Genomic DNA, 14,557 nt, shown 5'->3' with positions numbered 1-14,557 from the left:
GCAGGCCGGACACGGTGAGGAGCGGGTGTGGATCAGACGCCTGAGCAGCACGGCAGAGATCGGCATGCAGCGAGGCGGCGCCTCTCTCCGGAGGAGCGCAAGGCGCGGGACAGCGCGGCGAGGAAAGCGTGGAACGAGGCTCACCCGGACTACTACCGCGACTATCGGGAGCGGAACCGGGAGAGCATCCGCGCGAAGGGCCGCGAACGTGAGCGGCAGCGGCGCGTGCGGATGAAGGCTGAAGCTGAGCAACGACTTCTGAAGATGGAGCAGGACGCCGAACGACGACGTCGCGACATTGAGCGCGCACGCGAGTGGGCACGACGCAACCCCGACAAGAAGCGGGCGCAGCGGCAGCGCTATGTCGAGAACAATCGGGACCGCATCCGTGCAATGCAACTCGCGTACTACTACCGCAATCGGGAACAGATTCTGCAGAAGACTCGCGAGCGCAGGCTGGCCGATCCGCAGAAGCGACGCGAACAGCAGCGACGGTGGCAGCAGGCTAACCCGGAGAAGGTCCGAGAGAACCAGCGGAACTACCGCTCCAATCCGGAGACCGCCGAGAAGGCCCGTGCGTACAACCGGGAGTGGAAGCGACGGGAGCGACGCCGGCAGCTGGCCGGTCTCCCGCCACGACGGCTTCACCTAGTTTCCGAGTCCGAGCGGGCGGCGAATCTCGCCGCCGCGACCGATTTCTTCACCCGTCGGCGTCGCGTTGCTGAACGGCGGCGACTGATGGAGCACTTCGAGAGGACTCCGCGGCCGGTTCTCGAAGAGTGGATGCGGGAGTCTGCCCTCGCGCGGCGGCGGCAGATCGTCCCCGACTACCTCGTAGAGCACGGCGATCGGCTGCGCGACGAGGTGACTCTGGACTCTCGAGCACGGCAGGCGCGTGGCGCCGCGCCGTACGACGTCGAGTCAGAGGTGCGCAGGCGCGCCGTTGACGCGGTGCGGCGGGCGCTGGAGGACGTTCGGTTGGCACGTTCGGGCGGCACCATCTGGCGGCCGGGCGCGGTGGCACAGGGTCAAGCCCCGGGACGTGGTGTAGCGGACGGTGATCCTTCTGTTGTTGATTTCGGTTAGGCGCTGAGCTCGAGGACGGTGTCGGTGTTCACCTCCTCTCCGGTGTCGGCGACGAGGGTGAGGCGGGACTTGGCAAGGATCTCGAGGCCGAGGTAGCGGCGGCCCTCGACCCATTCGTCAGTCTGCTCGGCGAGGACCGCGCCGACGAGGCGGATGATCGCGTCGCGATTGGGGAAGATGCCCACGGAATCGGTGCGGCGGCGGATCTCCCGGTTGAGGCGCTCGTTCGGATTGTTCGACCAAATCTGCTGCCAGAGCCCGTCGGGGAACCCGGTGAACGCGAGGATGTCCGCCCTCGCGGCGTCGAGGTGCTCGAACGCGTCGGGGAGTTTCCCGTCGACGTAGTCCAGCAGCCGGTCGAACTGGGCGTGCACGGCGTCCTTGTCGGGCTGGTCGTAGACGGAGTGCAGCATCGCTTTCACCGCCGGCCACATGGCCTTCGGTGTCACGCTCATCAGGTTCGCCGCGTAGTGGGTTCTGCATCTCTGCCAGACAGCTCCGGGCAGGTTCGCCGAGATCGCTTCCACCAGCCCGGCGTGCGCGTCGGAGGTGACCAGGCGGACCCCGCCGAGGCCGCGGGCGACGAGGTCGGCGAAGAACGAGTTCCAGGCCGCCCCGGTCTCGCTGGTCGCCACGCGCAGGCCGAGGACTTCGCGATGCCCGTCCCCATTCACGCCGGTCGCGATGAGCACGACCGCGTTGATCACGCGGCCGCCTTCGCGGACCTTCATGGTGAGCGCGTCGGCGGCGACGAACGTGAACGGGCCTGCATCATCGAGCGGGCGGTGACGGAACTGGTCGACGTGCTCGTCGAGGTCCGCCGCCATCCGCGAGACCTGCGACTTCGACAGCGAGTGGATCCCGAGAGTCTTCACGAGCTTGTCCATCCGTCGGGTGGAGACGCCGGCGAGGTAGCAGTCCGCGACCACGGTGATCAGCGCCGTCTCGGCCCGCTTACGGCGCTCCAGCAACCACTCCGGGAAGTAGGTTCCGGTGCGCAGCTTCGGGATCTGAACGTCGATCGTGCCGACACGAGTGTCCAGGTCGCGGTGCCGGTAGCCGTTGCGTTGGGCGGTGCGGTCGGGGCTGGGCTTGCCCCATTCGGCGCCGACAACAGCGTCCGCGTCGGCGGACAGCAGCGCGTTGATCATCGTCTGCAGCAACTGCCGCATCAGATCGGGAGATCCGTCGGCAAGGGCTTCACCGAGCAGGCGGGCAGGGTCGACAATATGAGGTGCGGTCATCGTGATGATGCCTTTCGAGTGGGATGTGAGAGTTTCCTCGAAGGATCACACGGTGACCGCGCCCACGTCCAAGACAGGACCGGCAGCCACCGCGCGCTACACCACGTTAAGGGGCACTACTTGGCACAGTCGGAGAAGGTTGAGATACGGAAGCCCGAGAGGTCGGTGCGGCGGGCCTGATGAAGGGCCGCTCGTCCTCAGGGATCTTCTCGGGCTGGTGAGAGTCTTGCTGGTTGATGCAGCGATGGGCGGACGTCGGCGGGGGCAGTACGTGGTGTGATCGGGCGCACCTACCTTGTATGACCGTCTCGATGCGGGTGATGAGCGCCGGTCAGGGCTATCGCTACCTGTTGCGCACTGTCGCGGCTGGCGACGGTGACCGCGACGTCACCGAGCCGCTGACTCGCTACTACCAGGAGAAGGGCACTCCGCCGGGCCGGTGGACGGGCTCCGGCCTCGCGGGTCTTCCCTCCGGGACGACCCGTGCCGGGGACCCGGTGACCGAGGAGCAACTCCGGCTGTTCCTTGGGGCCGGACAGGATCCGAACATCGGCACGCAGTTGGGGCGGCCCTACCGGTCGTTTGCCGGGGTGCGGGACCGGGTGCGCGGCCGTGTCGGAAAGTTGCCTGCGTCGCTGTCACCCGAGGACCGTTCCGCCGCGTTGGTCGCGATAGAAGAGGAGGAAGCCGCTCGGGCGATGCGTCGTGCGGTCGCCGGGTTCGACTTCACCTTCTCCGTTCCCAAGAGCGTCAGCACGCTCTGGGCGGTCGCCGACGCGGGGATCCAGGCGCTCATCGCCCAGGCACATCACGATGCGGTCCGGGATGTGCTGGATCTCATCGAGGCGCAGGTTGCCATGACGCGGATTGGCGCGCGAGGGCCGCGCGGCGCGGTCGCGCAGGTCGAGGTGCGCGGCGTGATCGCGGTCGCGTTCGACCACTACGACTCGCGTTCCTCCGACCCGCAGATGCACACCCACGTTGTCATCGGCAACCGAGCCCAGGCCAAACACGACGGGAAGTGGCGCAGCCTTGACGGCCGGCCCCTTCACGCATCCGTCGTCGCCCTGTCGGAGACATATAATGCGCTGCTCGCTGATCGGCTGACCTCCGTTCTCGGGGTTGGGTGGGAACCGCGGGACCGTGGCCGGGATCGCAATTCTGGATGGGAGATCAGCGGGGTCCCGGAAGATCTGATGCGCGACTTCAGCACCCGCAGCATCGACATCGACGAGCGACAGGAGCAGCTCCGCGCGGAGTTCGTCGCCGCGCACGGCCGACAGCCGACTCGAGTGCAGATCATCAAACTGCGACAACAGGCGACGCTGGAGACCCGCCCCCTGAAGAACCCGCACTCGCTGGAGGAGCTCACCACCCGCTGGCGGGAGCGTGCTACGCAAATCCTCCGCACGGACGCCACGAAGTGGACGAGGCGGCTGATCGCCGCCCAAGGATCCACGCGACTCCTGCACGCGGACGACGTTACGTCGGCCGACCTGGATACCGCCGCAGCCGAGGTGCTCGCCGGTGTCGGGGAACGTCGCTCCACGTGGCGACGCTGGAACCTCTGGGCGGAAGCTGCCCGCGTGACTCTGCCGGTGCGGTTCGCCACCGCAGCAGACCGCACCGCAGTCCTGGAAGGGGTCGTCACCCGGGCCGAGTCGCAGTCGCTGCGGCTGACACCCCCAGAGCTCGCCTCCAGCCCCACCCCGTTCCGACGCCCTGACGGAGGCAGTGTGTTCCGAGAGAAGGCCGGCACCGTGTACTCGTCCGTGGCTCTCCTCGCCGCCGAGGACACTCTGCGGGAATGGGCCGCAGACACCGACGGCCCGACCGCGCCTCCCGCGGTGCTCGATGCGTCCGCGACCCGCACCGCAGTGGCCTCCTTCTCGCCGGAGCAGCGCTCCGCGATCACCGCGATCGCGACGTCCGGACGAGTGCTGGACGTGCTGGTAGGCCCCGCCGGAACCGGGAAAACCACCACACTCGGCGGGCTCCGCCATGCGTGGGAGCAACACCACGGACCCGGCACCGTGGTCGGAGTCGCGCCGTCCTCGGTCGCGGCCGAGGTGCTCGCCGAAGACCTCGGAGTTCCCACCGACAACACCGCGAAGTGGCTGCACGAGCACCGGCAGACCACGGCCCGCACCGCCGAGCGCGACCGGCTCCTCGCCTGGGTCGACGCGCTCTGCGCGCGTCCGTGGATGGCACGCAGTTGGCAGGGCCGCACCGCGACGATATCCCCGGCCCTCGCGCGAACCCTCGAGGATCGCACGCGCTGGGACCGGCCGAACCTCGCCCCTCAGCTGGTCACCGCCGCCCGCCGGCGGATCACCACCCTGGACGAGCAGATCCGCGCCTGGACGCTGCGGGAGGGAGACCTGATGATCGTGGACGAGGCGTCCCTAGTCGGCACCATGGCGCTGCAGGCGATCACAGGGCACGCCCGCGACGTAGGAGCGAAGGTGCTGCTGGCCGGCGACTGGGGCCAGCTCTCGGCGATCGAGTCCGGGGGTGCGTTCGGGATGCTGGTGCGCGACCGTACCGCGCCCCCCGAACTGACCACCGTGCGCAGGTTCGCGCAGGCCTGGGAGCGGGACGCGTCCCTCGGCCTGCGGCTCGGAGACGTGGACGTTCTGCCCACCTATGCCGCCCACGATCGCGTGCGCGGCGGTGACTTCGAGGACATGCTGGAAGCCGCCTACCGGGCCTGGCACGCCGACCGGGTCGCCGGCGTCACGACCGCGCTCATCGCCGAAACGGGCGAGATCGTCGCTGCGCTCAACGAGCGCGCCCGCGCGGACCGGATCCTCGCAGATGAGGTCTCCGCCGACGGGCTCACCCTCGCCGACGGAAGCCGTGCCGGCCGCGGAGATGAGATCCTCACCCGACGCAACGACCGGCGCCTGCGCACCGGTCGATCAGGCTGGGTCAAGAATGGCGACCGCTGGGTGGTGCTGCGACACCGCTCCGACGACTCCCTCACGGTGCGCCGGGCCGGCGTCGACCGCGGTAGCGCAGTCACCCTCCCCGGCGACTATGTGGCCGAGCACGTCGAGCTCGCGTACGCAATCACCGCCCACCGCGCCCAGGGCATCACCCTGGACACCGCGCACTGCGTGGTGCACTCCACCGCGATGACCCGGGAGACCTTCTACGTATCCATGAGCCGCGGCAGCGCGCGGAACACCTGCTACGTCGCCACCGACCAGCCCCACCTGGAGGACCACCAGAAGCGCGAGGGCACGTTGACGGCGCTGGACGTGCTGACCGGCGTGCTGCGCCACGTCGGCGCGGAGAGATCCGCGTACGAAACGATCATCGAGGAACAGGAAGCCGCCGGATCGATCGCCCAGCTCGCCGCCGAATACGAGACCATCGCGCAGCAGTCGCAACGCGACCGGTGGATTGCGCTGCTGTACCGTTGCGGGATCCCCGAGACCGCCGTCGCCCAGATGATCGACTCGGAATCCTTCGGGGTGCTGACCGCGGCCCTGTGGCGTGCCGAAGCCAGCGGGCACAACATCGAAGACGTGCTCGGCGAGGCGATACGTGCCCGCGCGCTGACGGACGCCGAAGACGTTGGAGCGGTGCTCACCTCAAGATTCCGCGAGGCACTGCACCGCCCTGGGCGGGTGCACCACCGTGGCCGGCGATGGATCGCCGGACTGATTCCCGACGTCGCGGGCGAGGTGGACGCGGAGATGCGGCTCGCACTCGACGAACGCCGCACGCTGATCACGGCACGCGCGCGTGCGCTCGTGGACCGGGCGCTACGCATTCGAGAGCCATGGATCCGCGACCTCGGTGCACCCCCGACCGACCCGCGCACACGGCGCGCCTGGTTCACGCAAGCATCCGTGGTTGCCGCCTACCGCGACCGACACGGCGTCAATACGGCCGAACCGATCGACGCCGACGGCAGCGGCGACTGGACGCGGCTGGCAGACCGTGAGCACGCACGCAGCGCTCGCGACCGGGCACAAGGTCTTGCCCGGTCGCGACCGTCCGCGCACGAGCCGGCCTACTCCACGAGCCTTGATGTGCCGGGCACAGCCTGGTCGTGACCCAACTGTGTGCCGCGCGTCCCCCTGTCGCGTGTCCGGGTGGGCGAGTACTCTTGATGCAGTGCGAGCAACCCGGGCACGTTGGTCCGGGTCTGGGCTTTGTCGGCCCCGTGATGATGAGAAGCTCCGAGTGGGCGTGGCGCACCGAACGCAACCGTCAGGTTGCCCGGGAGAGCCCACATGTTCGTTTTCATCGTCGCTGTCATCGCCATCGTCGCAAAGATCGCCACCACGCTGCACCGAGTCACTCCCAGCAACTTCGTGATCCGGCGCGTCCTCACCCGGACCGGGTACCGCTGGGCGTTCCCGGTCGGAGCGGCCGGTGTCATCCTTTACGGGGTCATTGCGGCGTTGGCGGGGACTCTCGCCGCGCACGACGGCCTGAGCGCTTGGCATCTGGTCCTCCTCGTGGCGATCTACAACACGGTGAGGTTCGTGATGCTGGTGCCGTGGGCGACCAGTCGCCTCATCGTCGCTCGATGGAGGGAGCACCGCGCCGCTCGGAGGGGCGAAGCGGTAGGGGCCGGCGGGGCCGGCGGCCATGTGGCGCGTGCGGAGAGCACGCTGTCCGCGGGGTAGGCCGCCGGTCGCATTCGCACGCGACGCGACACCGCACCCGATGGTCTACTTGGGACACGTGAGCCTCCCGGCCGACGACCGGCCCGTTGACGGGGACGGAATGGATCAGCCGCGGGGGTCGCTGACAATGTGGGTGCGTTGGGCGATATCGTCTCGCACGTGCGCGCGGAAGCTCGCGCCCCGATCTGCGATGGTCTCGTCGACGATGTCCGGTTGGCGTGGTTCGCCGGGCCAGCTGGTCTGGCGGGTGCGGCGGTGCCGGTCGAGCTTGCACCCGGCGGTCGTCGTCCACTCGCGCAGACGGTCCCGCGCCTCGGCATAGAGCCGATGCCAGGACAGTGGGCCGTCGGCGTTGTGCTGCGGATCGTAATTGGTCAGCCAGGCGCGCTGCAGGGCGGACAGCTCCCACACCAGTTCTGGGTGCAGGTGCCAGCACGGTGGGATGGTCCCAGCGGGGAGACCGTACTCGTGGCGAAGCCAGTCGACCCAGCTGTCCAGGTCTTCCCATGCGTCGGCGGCTTCGTCGGCGGTGAGGGTGAGCCAGTTCACGGGACGGAACGCCCCGCCCAGCAGGTCACTGATCTCGCTATCCAGGTCGTCGAACCCGTCAAGAGGTTCCTGCCCGGATCGCGGTGGGGCGCTCATTCGCGGGTGGCTGAGCTCGCCAGGCGCTCGGGGGCGCTCGGCGGGTCCGCACTGGCTGCGTCACGGGCTGCGGCCGGGCTATGCAGGACACGGATGTGGTGGTTCTGACCGTTCACGCCGATGCTGCCGGCGATGAACTGGGACCTACCGGTCTCGTCGGTGCGCACCCTTCCCTCCGCGGTGAACCTGTCCCCCTTTCGGAGATGTTCGTACGCGGATTCCGCCGCGGAGCCGAACAGAACCATGTCGCCGTAGTCGTACTCGCGTTCCGCGGCGGGGCTGCCGGGCCGTTCCTGCCCGAACCGGAAGTACAGTCGTGCGCGCTGCAGGGTGTGGGTGAGCAGCGGGTCGGAGACGACGAACCCGCGGATCCCGGTCGATGTGCGTAGGGCCATTCTCCTCACGATCCTTCCGTCGGCGGCATCTGGCTGGTGTGCGAGGTCAGTCGCGAGCTCTCGCCGGCGGGACGGCGAAGGACCGCTTCGGTGGTGGCACGGTCCTGGTGCAGCTGCTTCGCGTCGGGGCGAGACATCCAGGGCCGCAGTGTGGCGACGATGGCGGGGACGGTGCGCAGCAGCACCACTCCGACCCCGGCGGGCATGGTGCGCAGCACGTTCGGAGGCAGGATCCGCGCTCTTCTGGTGGAGCGGCTCACTGTTCGTCCGCCGTGGCGGTCGCTGCTGATCGAGTCGGTGGTCTCGTCGTGTTCCCCGACCAGCGCGGACACGTCCTCGAGGTCCCGGGGCGAGGAGGCGCCGCCGAGCAGGATCTTGACGATCGCGGCGTCCCAGATCGCCGCGGCCTGATGCTCGCCCCATTTGCTGCGGGCTTGGGCGAGGGATTGCAGCACTGGCATCGTCGTGATGCCGGTGCCGCCGCCGTCGGCCATCAGGGTAGGCAGCGACGGCAGGGGTGCGAGGTTGCCGATCTCGTCCAGGGCGAGTAGCAGCGGCGGGTCGAGTCGTGCCCCGGGGGACGCCGCCGCCTTCTTGCGGGCGACTTCGACGAGGTCTTCGATGAACGCTGCGACCAGCGGCGCGGCAGTTCCGGCGCTCGCGCCGCTTGCGAGGATATACAGGGTGCCGTGTTGGTCCAGGAACCGGGCGGGGTCGAACTCGTCCTCGGGGGTGGGGGTGACGGTGCGCAGCACCCGGGGGTCGGCGAACGCGGCGAACGCTAGGGCGACGCCTTGCCAGATGGAGTCGCGCGTGCGTGGGTCCGACTGCAGCATGGAGTCCAGCCCGTCCGCCCATCCCTCGGCAGCGGACGGGTGGGCTTGCAGGATGCGCACCGCGTCCTGGGCGGCGGCAGGGCTGAGCGCCCACGACTGCAGATGGGACGCGTCGCGGCCGTCGAGCGCGGCGGCATGCAACAGGCTCTGGATGGCTACGCGCGCCTTGCCTTCCCAGAAGTCACCGTTGTCGACGCCGCCGAACCCGGTGGATGCGGCCAGCCCGCGTGCGCGAGTCATCGCGGTGAGCGGGTCCTGGCAGCCCCGGACCGGAGACCAGCGCAGTCCGGCGGGGAGTCCGGGCGCGAGTTGCTGCGGGTCGAACACTGCCACCGGTCCGTGTCGGCGGCGGGACGGGAGGGTAGTGGTCAGATTGTCGGGGCGGGTGGAGGTGGTGATCACTGAGCCGGGTGCGTCCAGGATGGCGTTGATGACGATGTTGACCCCTTTCCCGGACCGGGGCGGGCCGAGCACCAGGATCGAATCTTCGACGCTCGCCCACAGCGGCAGGCCGTGGGCATGCCCGATCAGGTACCCGACGTCCCGGGCACTCGGGCGGTGCAAGGAGGGGCGCAGCGTGCGGCTGCGGGCGCGCAGCGCCTGCGCGGAGGCGGCAGTCGCCACGTCGCGGCGGGTGGCTGTCCCGGGCCGGCTGCGCGGGTCCGGTCGGGATGGCGCCTGGAGCAGCCGCGCCGCGCCGTAGCCGACCCCGGCTACAGCGGCGAGGAGCGCGGCGACGATCGTCCAGTAGAGGGCCGGGTTCAGCCCTACCACGCCGATCGCCGCGCCCGGGTCTCCGGGGGTGCGGAGGACCGCTGTCACTGCTGCCATCCCAGCGGGGGAGTCGGGAAGCTGCTGGATCCCGCAGCTGATCGTGACGGCGACGCGGAGCACTCCCGCGCCGACGACGAGGATGCCCACCAGTCCGAGAGCGAGGTTGGTCAGGGTCTCCCCGCCGGGCGGGGCGCTGCCCTGGCTCATCAGATCCGCTCGGGGTCGCGGACGACGGTGCCGGAGATGGCGCCGTACAGGAGTGCGACGTTCTGGCCGTGCGCGGCGCCCGCGGTGGCGTGCCCGTCGGCGTCTGCGCGGGTTGCGGAGACGAGGGCCAGCAGTTGCACCTCCTCGCCTGGCAGGAATCCGTCCCCGTGCAGGGGTGGCTGTCCGGGCGTTGTGGTGCTCGGCGACGTGCCGATCTCCGCGACGGGTGGATGCAGGGTGTCGGTGTGGCGGGTCCCGTCCGGTTCAATGATCACCACCGAGGTCGGGGCGGCTTCGGCGGAGACCAGGTCTGACAGGCGCCTCGGGATTTGCGCGCGGGTGACGTATCCGCCGGGCACAGTGATGTTGTCCCTGCGCACCACGGCGAGATCGTCGCCGAGCATGACGACGTCGATCTGTGTCGGGTCCGCGCGCCCGGAAGAGACAGGCATGTGGGTGCGGCGGCGGTGCTTCATGGGGACTCCTGACGGTGCGATGGTGCAGGGAGATCGGGGTTGGGGGCTGGGTCCGGCTCGGCCATCCGGGTGGAGGTATCGAAGGCTCGTCTTTCGGTGGGGTGCAGGCGGTTCTCGATAAGCCGCGCATGTCCCTTGATCCGCCACAGCCCTTGCCCGACCCCGAGGGTGGGCAGCAGCTGTCGTTCGGTTCTGGTCAGTCCGAGGGCGAGGGCGGTGGGGCCGACCTGATCGGCTCCTTGCCGGTAGATAATCTGAGTCTCGGTGTTGGCGAGCAGACTGGCTGCGACAGCGCGTAGCGCTGACCCGGCGTCGCCGACGGTGTCCAGGTCGGTGAGCTTGTGGAACAGGAGGGCGTTGGCGATGCCGAAGTGCCGGGCGAGCCGCCACTGCGCATCCATGCGGCGCAGCAGCGCCGGCTGTGACATCAGCCGCCACGCCTCGTCGTAGATCACCCACCGGTGCCCTCCGGCGGCGTCGGACAGCGCCGCCTCCATCCAGGCGCTGGCGCAGGTCATCAGCACCGACACCAGCGCGTCGCTGTTCGCCACCCGCGAGAGGTCCAGGGAGAGCATCGGCAGCGACGGGTCGAACGCCACGGTGGAGGGGCCGTCGAACAGACCCTGCAGATCCCCGGAGACCAGGCGGCGCAGTGCATGCCCGACCATGCGCCCGTCCTCGACCAGGCTCGAGTCTTGCCCGGGGTCGGGCTCGAGGATGCGCTCGACGACAATCGGCAGGATCGGTGTCTGAGTCTGCGCTACAGCCTGGTTGAGCGCTCGGTCGACGACGGTGTGCTCGATGGGGGTGAGCGGGCGGGTGAGCATGGTCTCGGCGAGGGCGCCGACCAGGTCGAGGCGGCGGGCGTTGACCATCGCCTTCCATTCCGCGTCGGCGACGTCGGCGGGGCGGGGGCCGGCGTCCAGCGGATTGAGCCGGGTGCGCAGCCCGTGGCCGAGAATGATGGCCTTCCCGCCGACGGCTTCGGCGATCGCGGAGTGCTCCCCCTTCGGGTCTCCGGGGACGTAGACCTTCCGTCCGAACGGGATGCTGCGAGTGTAGAGCGACTTGATCAGCGCGGACTTGCCGGCGCCGACGATCCCGGCAATCACTAGGTTCGGTGCCGTGATGACCCCGGCTGCGTACAGCACCCACGGGTCGTACACGAACGCGCCACCGGAGTACATGTCCTGACCGACATATACCCCGCCGTTGGGCAGGTTCCCCTCGGCGAGGAAGGGGTACACGCCTCGGACCCGCGCCGACGTGTCCTGGTGCGCGGGCACCCGGAATCGCCGCCACATTCGCAGGGCGTGTGGTCCGGGCTTGCCGCCGCGCGGCACGACCATAGCGTCGAGATCGTCCGCCTCGCCTGAACGGGAGCGGCCGGCAGTCTGTGCGGTCATGTGTCGCCTTTCATCGCAGGAGGGGAGCCGCGGTCGGTGTGCTTCTAGAGGCCACGGCAGAAGGGCAAAGCGGCGGCGGTGAATGCCTGCGCCTGCTGTCCGACGAGTCGGCGCAGCTCGCAGGAGGACTGCAATGCGGCCTGCTCGATCACGGCACAGGCGGCCTCGAGATCCTGCGGTGTAGGGCCGGAGACGGCGACCAGGCCGGTGTAGCGCAGCGCCCCGTGTCCCTGGATGAGTTCCGCCTCCTGCTGCAGGGTGTCGGCGTACTCGGCGGCGGCGCCGGCGTCTTCGATCTGCCCGATGCGGGCGCGCTGGGCGGCGTCGGCGAGGTGTCCGGTCTTGCGCTTGCGGATTTGTCGTGCAGCGATGTGCGCGGGGACCGGGTCGACTAGAAGTGTGAAGCTGCGCCGAACCCCGCTGGTGAGGATCAGTGGGCTCAGGAACCCGGGGTAGGTATGTGCGCGGGGCCACTCCGAGATCCAGTAGACGGCATGGAAGGCCGAGTCGCTGCGGAAGTGGTCCCACTCCTCGTCGATTGCGAGCGGCCCGGCCGTGGCCAGGTCGCGCCCGAGGGGATGCTGATCCAGGGTCGCGGCCGCTGCCGGGTCGTACGCGGTGCGGATGATCTCGGCGACCTCGCCCGGAGTGCACCATGGTCCCGGCTGCAGGTCAGCGACCCGCAATGCGGTGGAGAGCGCCGACATCTCCTGCCGCAGCACGGCCGCTGCCCCTCGCATCCCGCCGCCGGCGGCTCGGATCGACCGGGCCGCGGCGCGAAGGTTCACCGACAGTGAGATCGTGGTGACGTGTCGTTCGCCGGCCGGGCCGGCGTCGGCGACCAGATCCCGGTACACGCCGGCGACCCAGGAGCCGTCGTCGATGCCGTGCTCGGCCCACCATGCGGCAAGCCCGGACCCGGTGTCGGGCACGGTCCGCTCCATCACCTGCAGACGGGCGATGCGCGGCGAGCGGCAGCAGCCGGCGAGCACTCGGCCCCATCCGTGCACCCGCCGCTCCTGATCTGCGGGGTCCAGCAGCGCAAAGCTCGGATACGAGACGAGCAGTGTCGCGGTCAGCGTCGACTCGTACGGGTCGTGGACCATCGCACACCCGGTCACCGGATCCTGAAGGTGCCGCAGTCGGGCGGCGTCTCCGGGCAGCGCCAGCTGACCCGCTCGGTGGGGCGGGGTGGCCTGCCGGCGGAACCGGGTCTGCCCGGCGGCCCGTCGTAGCGCCCAATGGGACACCACCGGCGCCCACTCGACGGCGGGCTGCCCCGCGACAGGCGTGTAGGCGAGAGCCAGCCCGAGCGCCCAGGCCGGTGATGTCCAGGCGACGCCGATACTGCCGGCGATGTAGAGCGCGATCAGCAGCACCGTCCCGCTCGTGGCCAACACGGCGACCTGACCGGCCGACAGCCCGAGGATGACGCTGCGCCGCCGCAGCCGAGACATGCTCACCGGGGACAGCCCCGGAGTCTCGTCGCTCATCGGCGTCGCTCCTGCCGACTACCCACCGCTGACCCCCTCCCGCGGCGGAACGGCGCCTGACGGTCGAGTCGCAGCATCGGCGTGACCGGTCACGTCCGCCCCGACCGTCGCGCCTACGGCGCGGCCCGCCCCCGCGGTGGCACGCGCCACCTCGACCGCCGCGACCACGCCTGCGGCCACCGGAACTGCCGCGCCCGCACCGCCAGCCGCTCCCGTGCTGCCGGTCGCGGGCGCCGCCGCCCCGGAACCGCCGCCCTGTGCCGCCCCGGCTCCTGCCGCCGGGGTCCCCACCCCCGCGGCAGCTGTCCCCTCCGCCGAGGCGGCAGGGGCCGGTGTCGGCGCGGGGGACCCGCCAGATCCGCGAGGCGGGAGGCTCTGCGGCAGGTGCGGGATCGGGATGGGCCGGTTCACCGCCTGCTTCGCCTCCTGCTCGGTGGAGGTGGCCGCGTACAAGTCGAAGCCGACGAAAGAGACCAGTTTGTAGACCAGGTAGGGCGCGAACCCGGCGATCAGCATCAACACGATCCCCGAGACCGGCTCCGCCAGCGATGCCAGATCCAGATCGATCGGCGCGCTCATCTGTCCCACCGCTATCAGGAACACGACCGCCATCACGAGCTTGGAGAAAATCAGCGCGACCACCAGCAGCGCCCACTTCGACACCCATCCGCGGGTGAACTCCCACGCTCCGCCAGACAGCGCCAGCGGCGCCAGGACGATCGCCACCAGCAGCAGGCACTTGCGGATCAGCAGCGAGAACCACACGATCCCCGCAGCGGCAACCGCCATCGAGGCCAGGAAGATGGTCACGATGATCGCCGCGCCCGGCGCCGGGAGGCTCAGCGCGCCGAGCCCTGCCAGCAGCAGCGCGATGCGTCCCCCCATCTCCTCGACGGTGTGGCCGCTGGCCTGAATGATCCCGATGGTCAGCTGGTCGACGATCTCCAGCAGGGTCGCCGTTAGCGTCAGCACCAGGAAGCTTCCCAGCACGGATCGCGCCAAACCCAACGCGGCACGAACCAGCGCTCCGGGCTCTCTGCGCACCATCCCGGTGATCAGTTGGAACAGGAAGAAGATGATCATCACCAGCACGGCGATGCCGAACAGGATGTTGTAGATGCGGACGTAGTGCGGTGCGGTGACATCGACCAGCGTCGTGGTCTCGAACAGCACCCACACCGCTTCGAACATCCACGCCGCCGCTGCGCCGGTGGCAGCGGCCACCCACGCGAACGTGCCCTCGACCACCGAACCGCCGACCGCGCCGGCCGTCGCTGCGGCCGCATCGCACACGGAGGAGATGAGGGGGGCATCGCACACTGACATCCGTCAGACCAATCCCATTCCGG

At 69.8% G+C, this 14,557-nt stretch carries 11 protein-coding genes; 3 read left to right on the top strand and 8 right to left on the bottom strand.

Features of this window, described 5'->3' with window-relative positions; all coding sequences use genetic code 11:
- Positions 1-27 precede the first annotated feature (27 nt).
- On the top strand, positions 28-1,086 hold the full coding sequence (locus AOA12_RS16490; RefSeq protein WP_054685226.1) for a hypothetical protein: 1,059 nt from the start codon (positions 28-30) through the stop codon (positions 1,084-1,086).
- Here the strand turns inward: AOA12_RS16490 and AOA12_RS16485 are convergent.
- On the bottom strand, positions 1,083-2,330 hold the full coding sequence (locus AOA12_RS16485) for an IS256 family transposase (protein ID WP_054678492.1): 1,248 nt from the start codon (positions 2,328-2,330) through the stop codon (positions 1,083-1,085). The two genes, AOA12_RS16490 and AOA12_RS16485, sit on opposite strands and share 4 nt — an antisense overlap.
- Positions 2,331-2,629: 299 nt before the next feature.
- On the opposite strand from AOA12_RS16485, the gene mobF reads away from it, so the two are divergent.
- Together mobF and AOA12_RS16475 are read left to right on the top strand one after the other, a co-directional pair.
- Positions 2,630-6,397: a MobF family relaxase gene (gene mobF, locus AOA12_RS16480; RefSeq protein ID WP_054685223.1), complete on the top strand. Its 3,768-nt coding sequence runs from the start codon at positions 2,630-2,632 to the stop codon at positions 6,395-6,397.
- 180 nt (positions 6,398-6,577) lie between these two features.
- Complete coding sequence (locus tag AOA12_RS16475) at positions 6,578-6,976, top strand: hypothetical protein (RefSeq protein ID WP_054685220.1); 399 nt, start codon at positions 6,578-6,580, stop codon at positions 6,974-6,976.
- Positions 6,977-7,081: 105 nt separating this feature from the next.
- Here AOA12_RS16475 and AOA12_RS16470 read toward each other — a convergent pair whose 3' ends face one another.
- From AOA12_RS16470 to AOA12_RS16440, 7 genes are read right to left on the bottom strand one after another with little or no spacing between them, the layout of a single operon-like run.
- A complete protein-coding gene (locus AOA12_RS16470) occupies positions 7,082-7,621 on the bottom strand; it encodes a hypothetical protein (protein ID WP_054685217.1) in 540 nt (179 codons plus the stop codon).
- Positions 7,618-8,016 carry a single-stranded DNA-binding protein gene (locus AOA12_RS16465; RefSeq protein WP_054685214.1) on the bottom strand — a complete coding sequence of 133 codons (399 nt, stop codon included), beginning with the start codon at positions 8,014-8,016 and terminating at the stop codon, positions 7,618-7,620. The genes AOA12_RS16470 and AOA12_RS16465 overlap by 4 nt, the downstream gene beginning before the upstream one ends.
- Positions 8,017-8,021: 5 nt before the next feature.
- Positions 8,022-9,833: a type IV secretory system conjugative DNA transfer family protein gene (locus tag AOA12_RS16460; RefSeq protein ID WP_054685211.1), complete on the bottom strand. Its 1,812-nt coding sequence runs from the start codon at positions 9,831-9,833 to the stop codon at positions 8,022-8,024.
- Entirely contained in the window at positions 9,833-10,309 is a 477-nt protein-coding gene (locus AOA12_RS16455) for a hypothetical protein (protein ID WP_054685207.1), read from the bottom strand. Before AOA12_RS16455 ends, AOA12_RS16460 begins: the two co-directional genes overlap by 1 nt.
- Positions 10,306-11,775: an ATP-binding protein gene (locus AOA12_RS16450; protein WP_442922291.1), complete on the bottom strand. Its 1,470-nt coding sequence runs from the start codon at positions 11,773-11,775 to the stop codon at positions 10,306-10,308. Before AOA12_RS16450 ends, AOA12_RS16455 begins: the two co-directional genes overlap by 4 nt.
- Positions 11,760-13,208, bottom strand: a complete 1,449-nt coding sequence (locus tag AOA12_RS16445) for an SCO6880 family protein (RefSeq protein WP_054685201.1) — start codon at positions 13,206-13,208, stop codon at positions 11,760-11,762. Before AOA12_RS16445 ends, AOA12_RS16450 begins: the two co-directional genes overlap by 16 nt.
- Before the next feature lie 18 nt (positions 13,209-13,226).
- Positions 13,227-14,534, bottom strand: a complete 1,308-nt coding sequence (locus AOA12_RS16440; protein WP_054685196.1) for a conjugal transfer protein TrbL — start codon at positions 14,532-14,534, stop codon at positions 13,227-13,229.
- Positions 14,535-14,557 lie beyond the last annotated feature (23 nt).

It is taken from the genome of Microbacterium sp. No. 7, from assembly GCF_001314225.1.
In the GTDB taxonomy this organism is placed as follows: domain Bacteria; phylum Actinomycetota; class Actinomycetes; order Actinomycetales; family Microbacteriaceae; genus Microbacterium.
The sequence above is the reverse complement of the archived record's forward strand: the minus strand, read 5'-3'. Positions and strand labels throughout refer to the sequence as shown.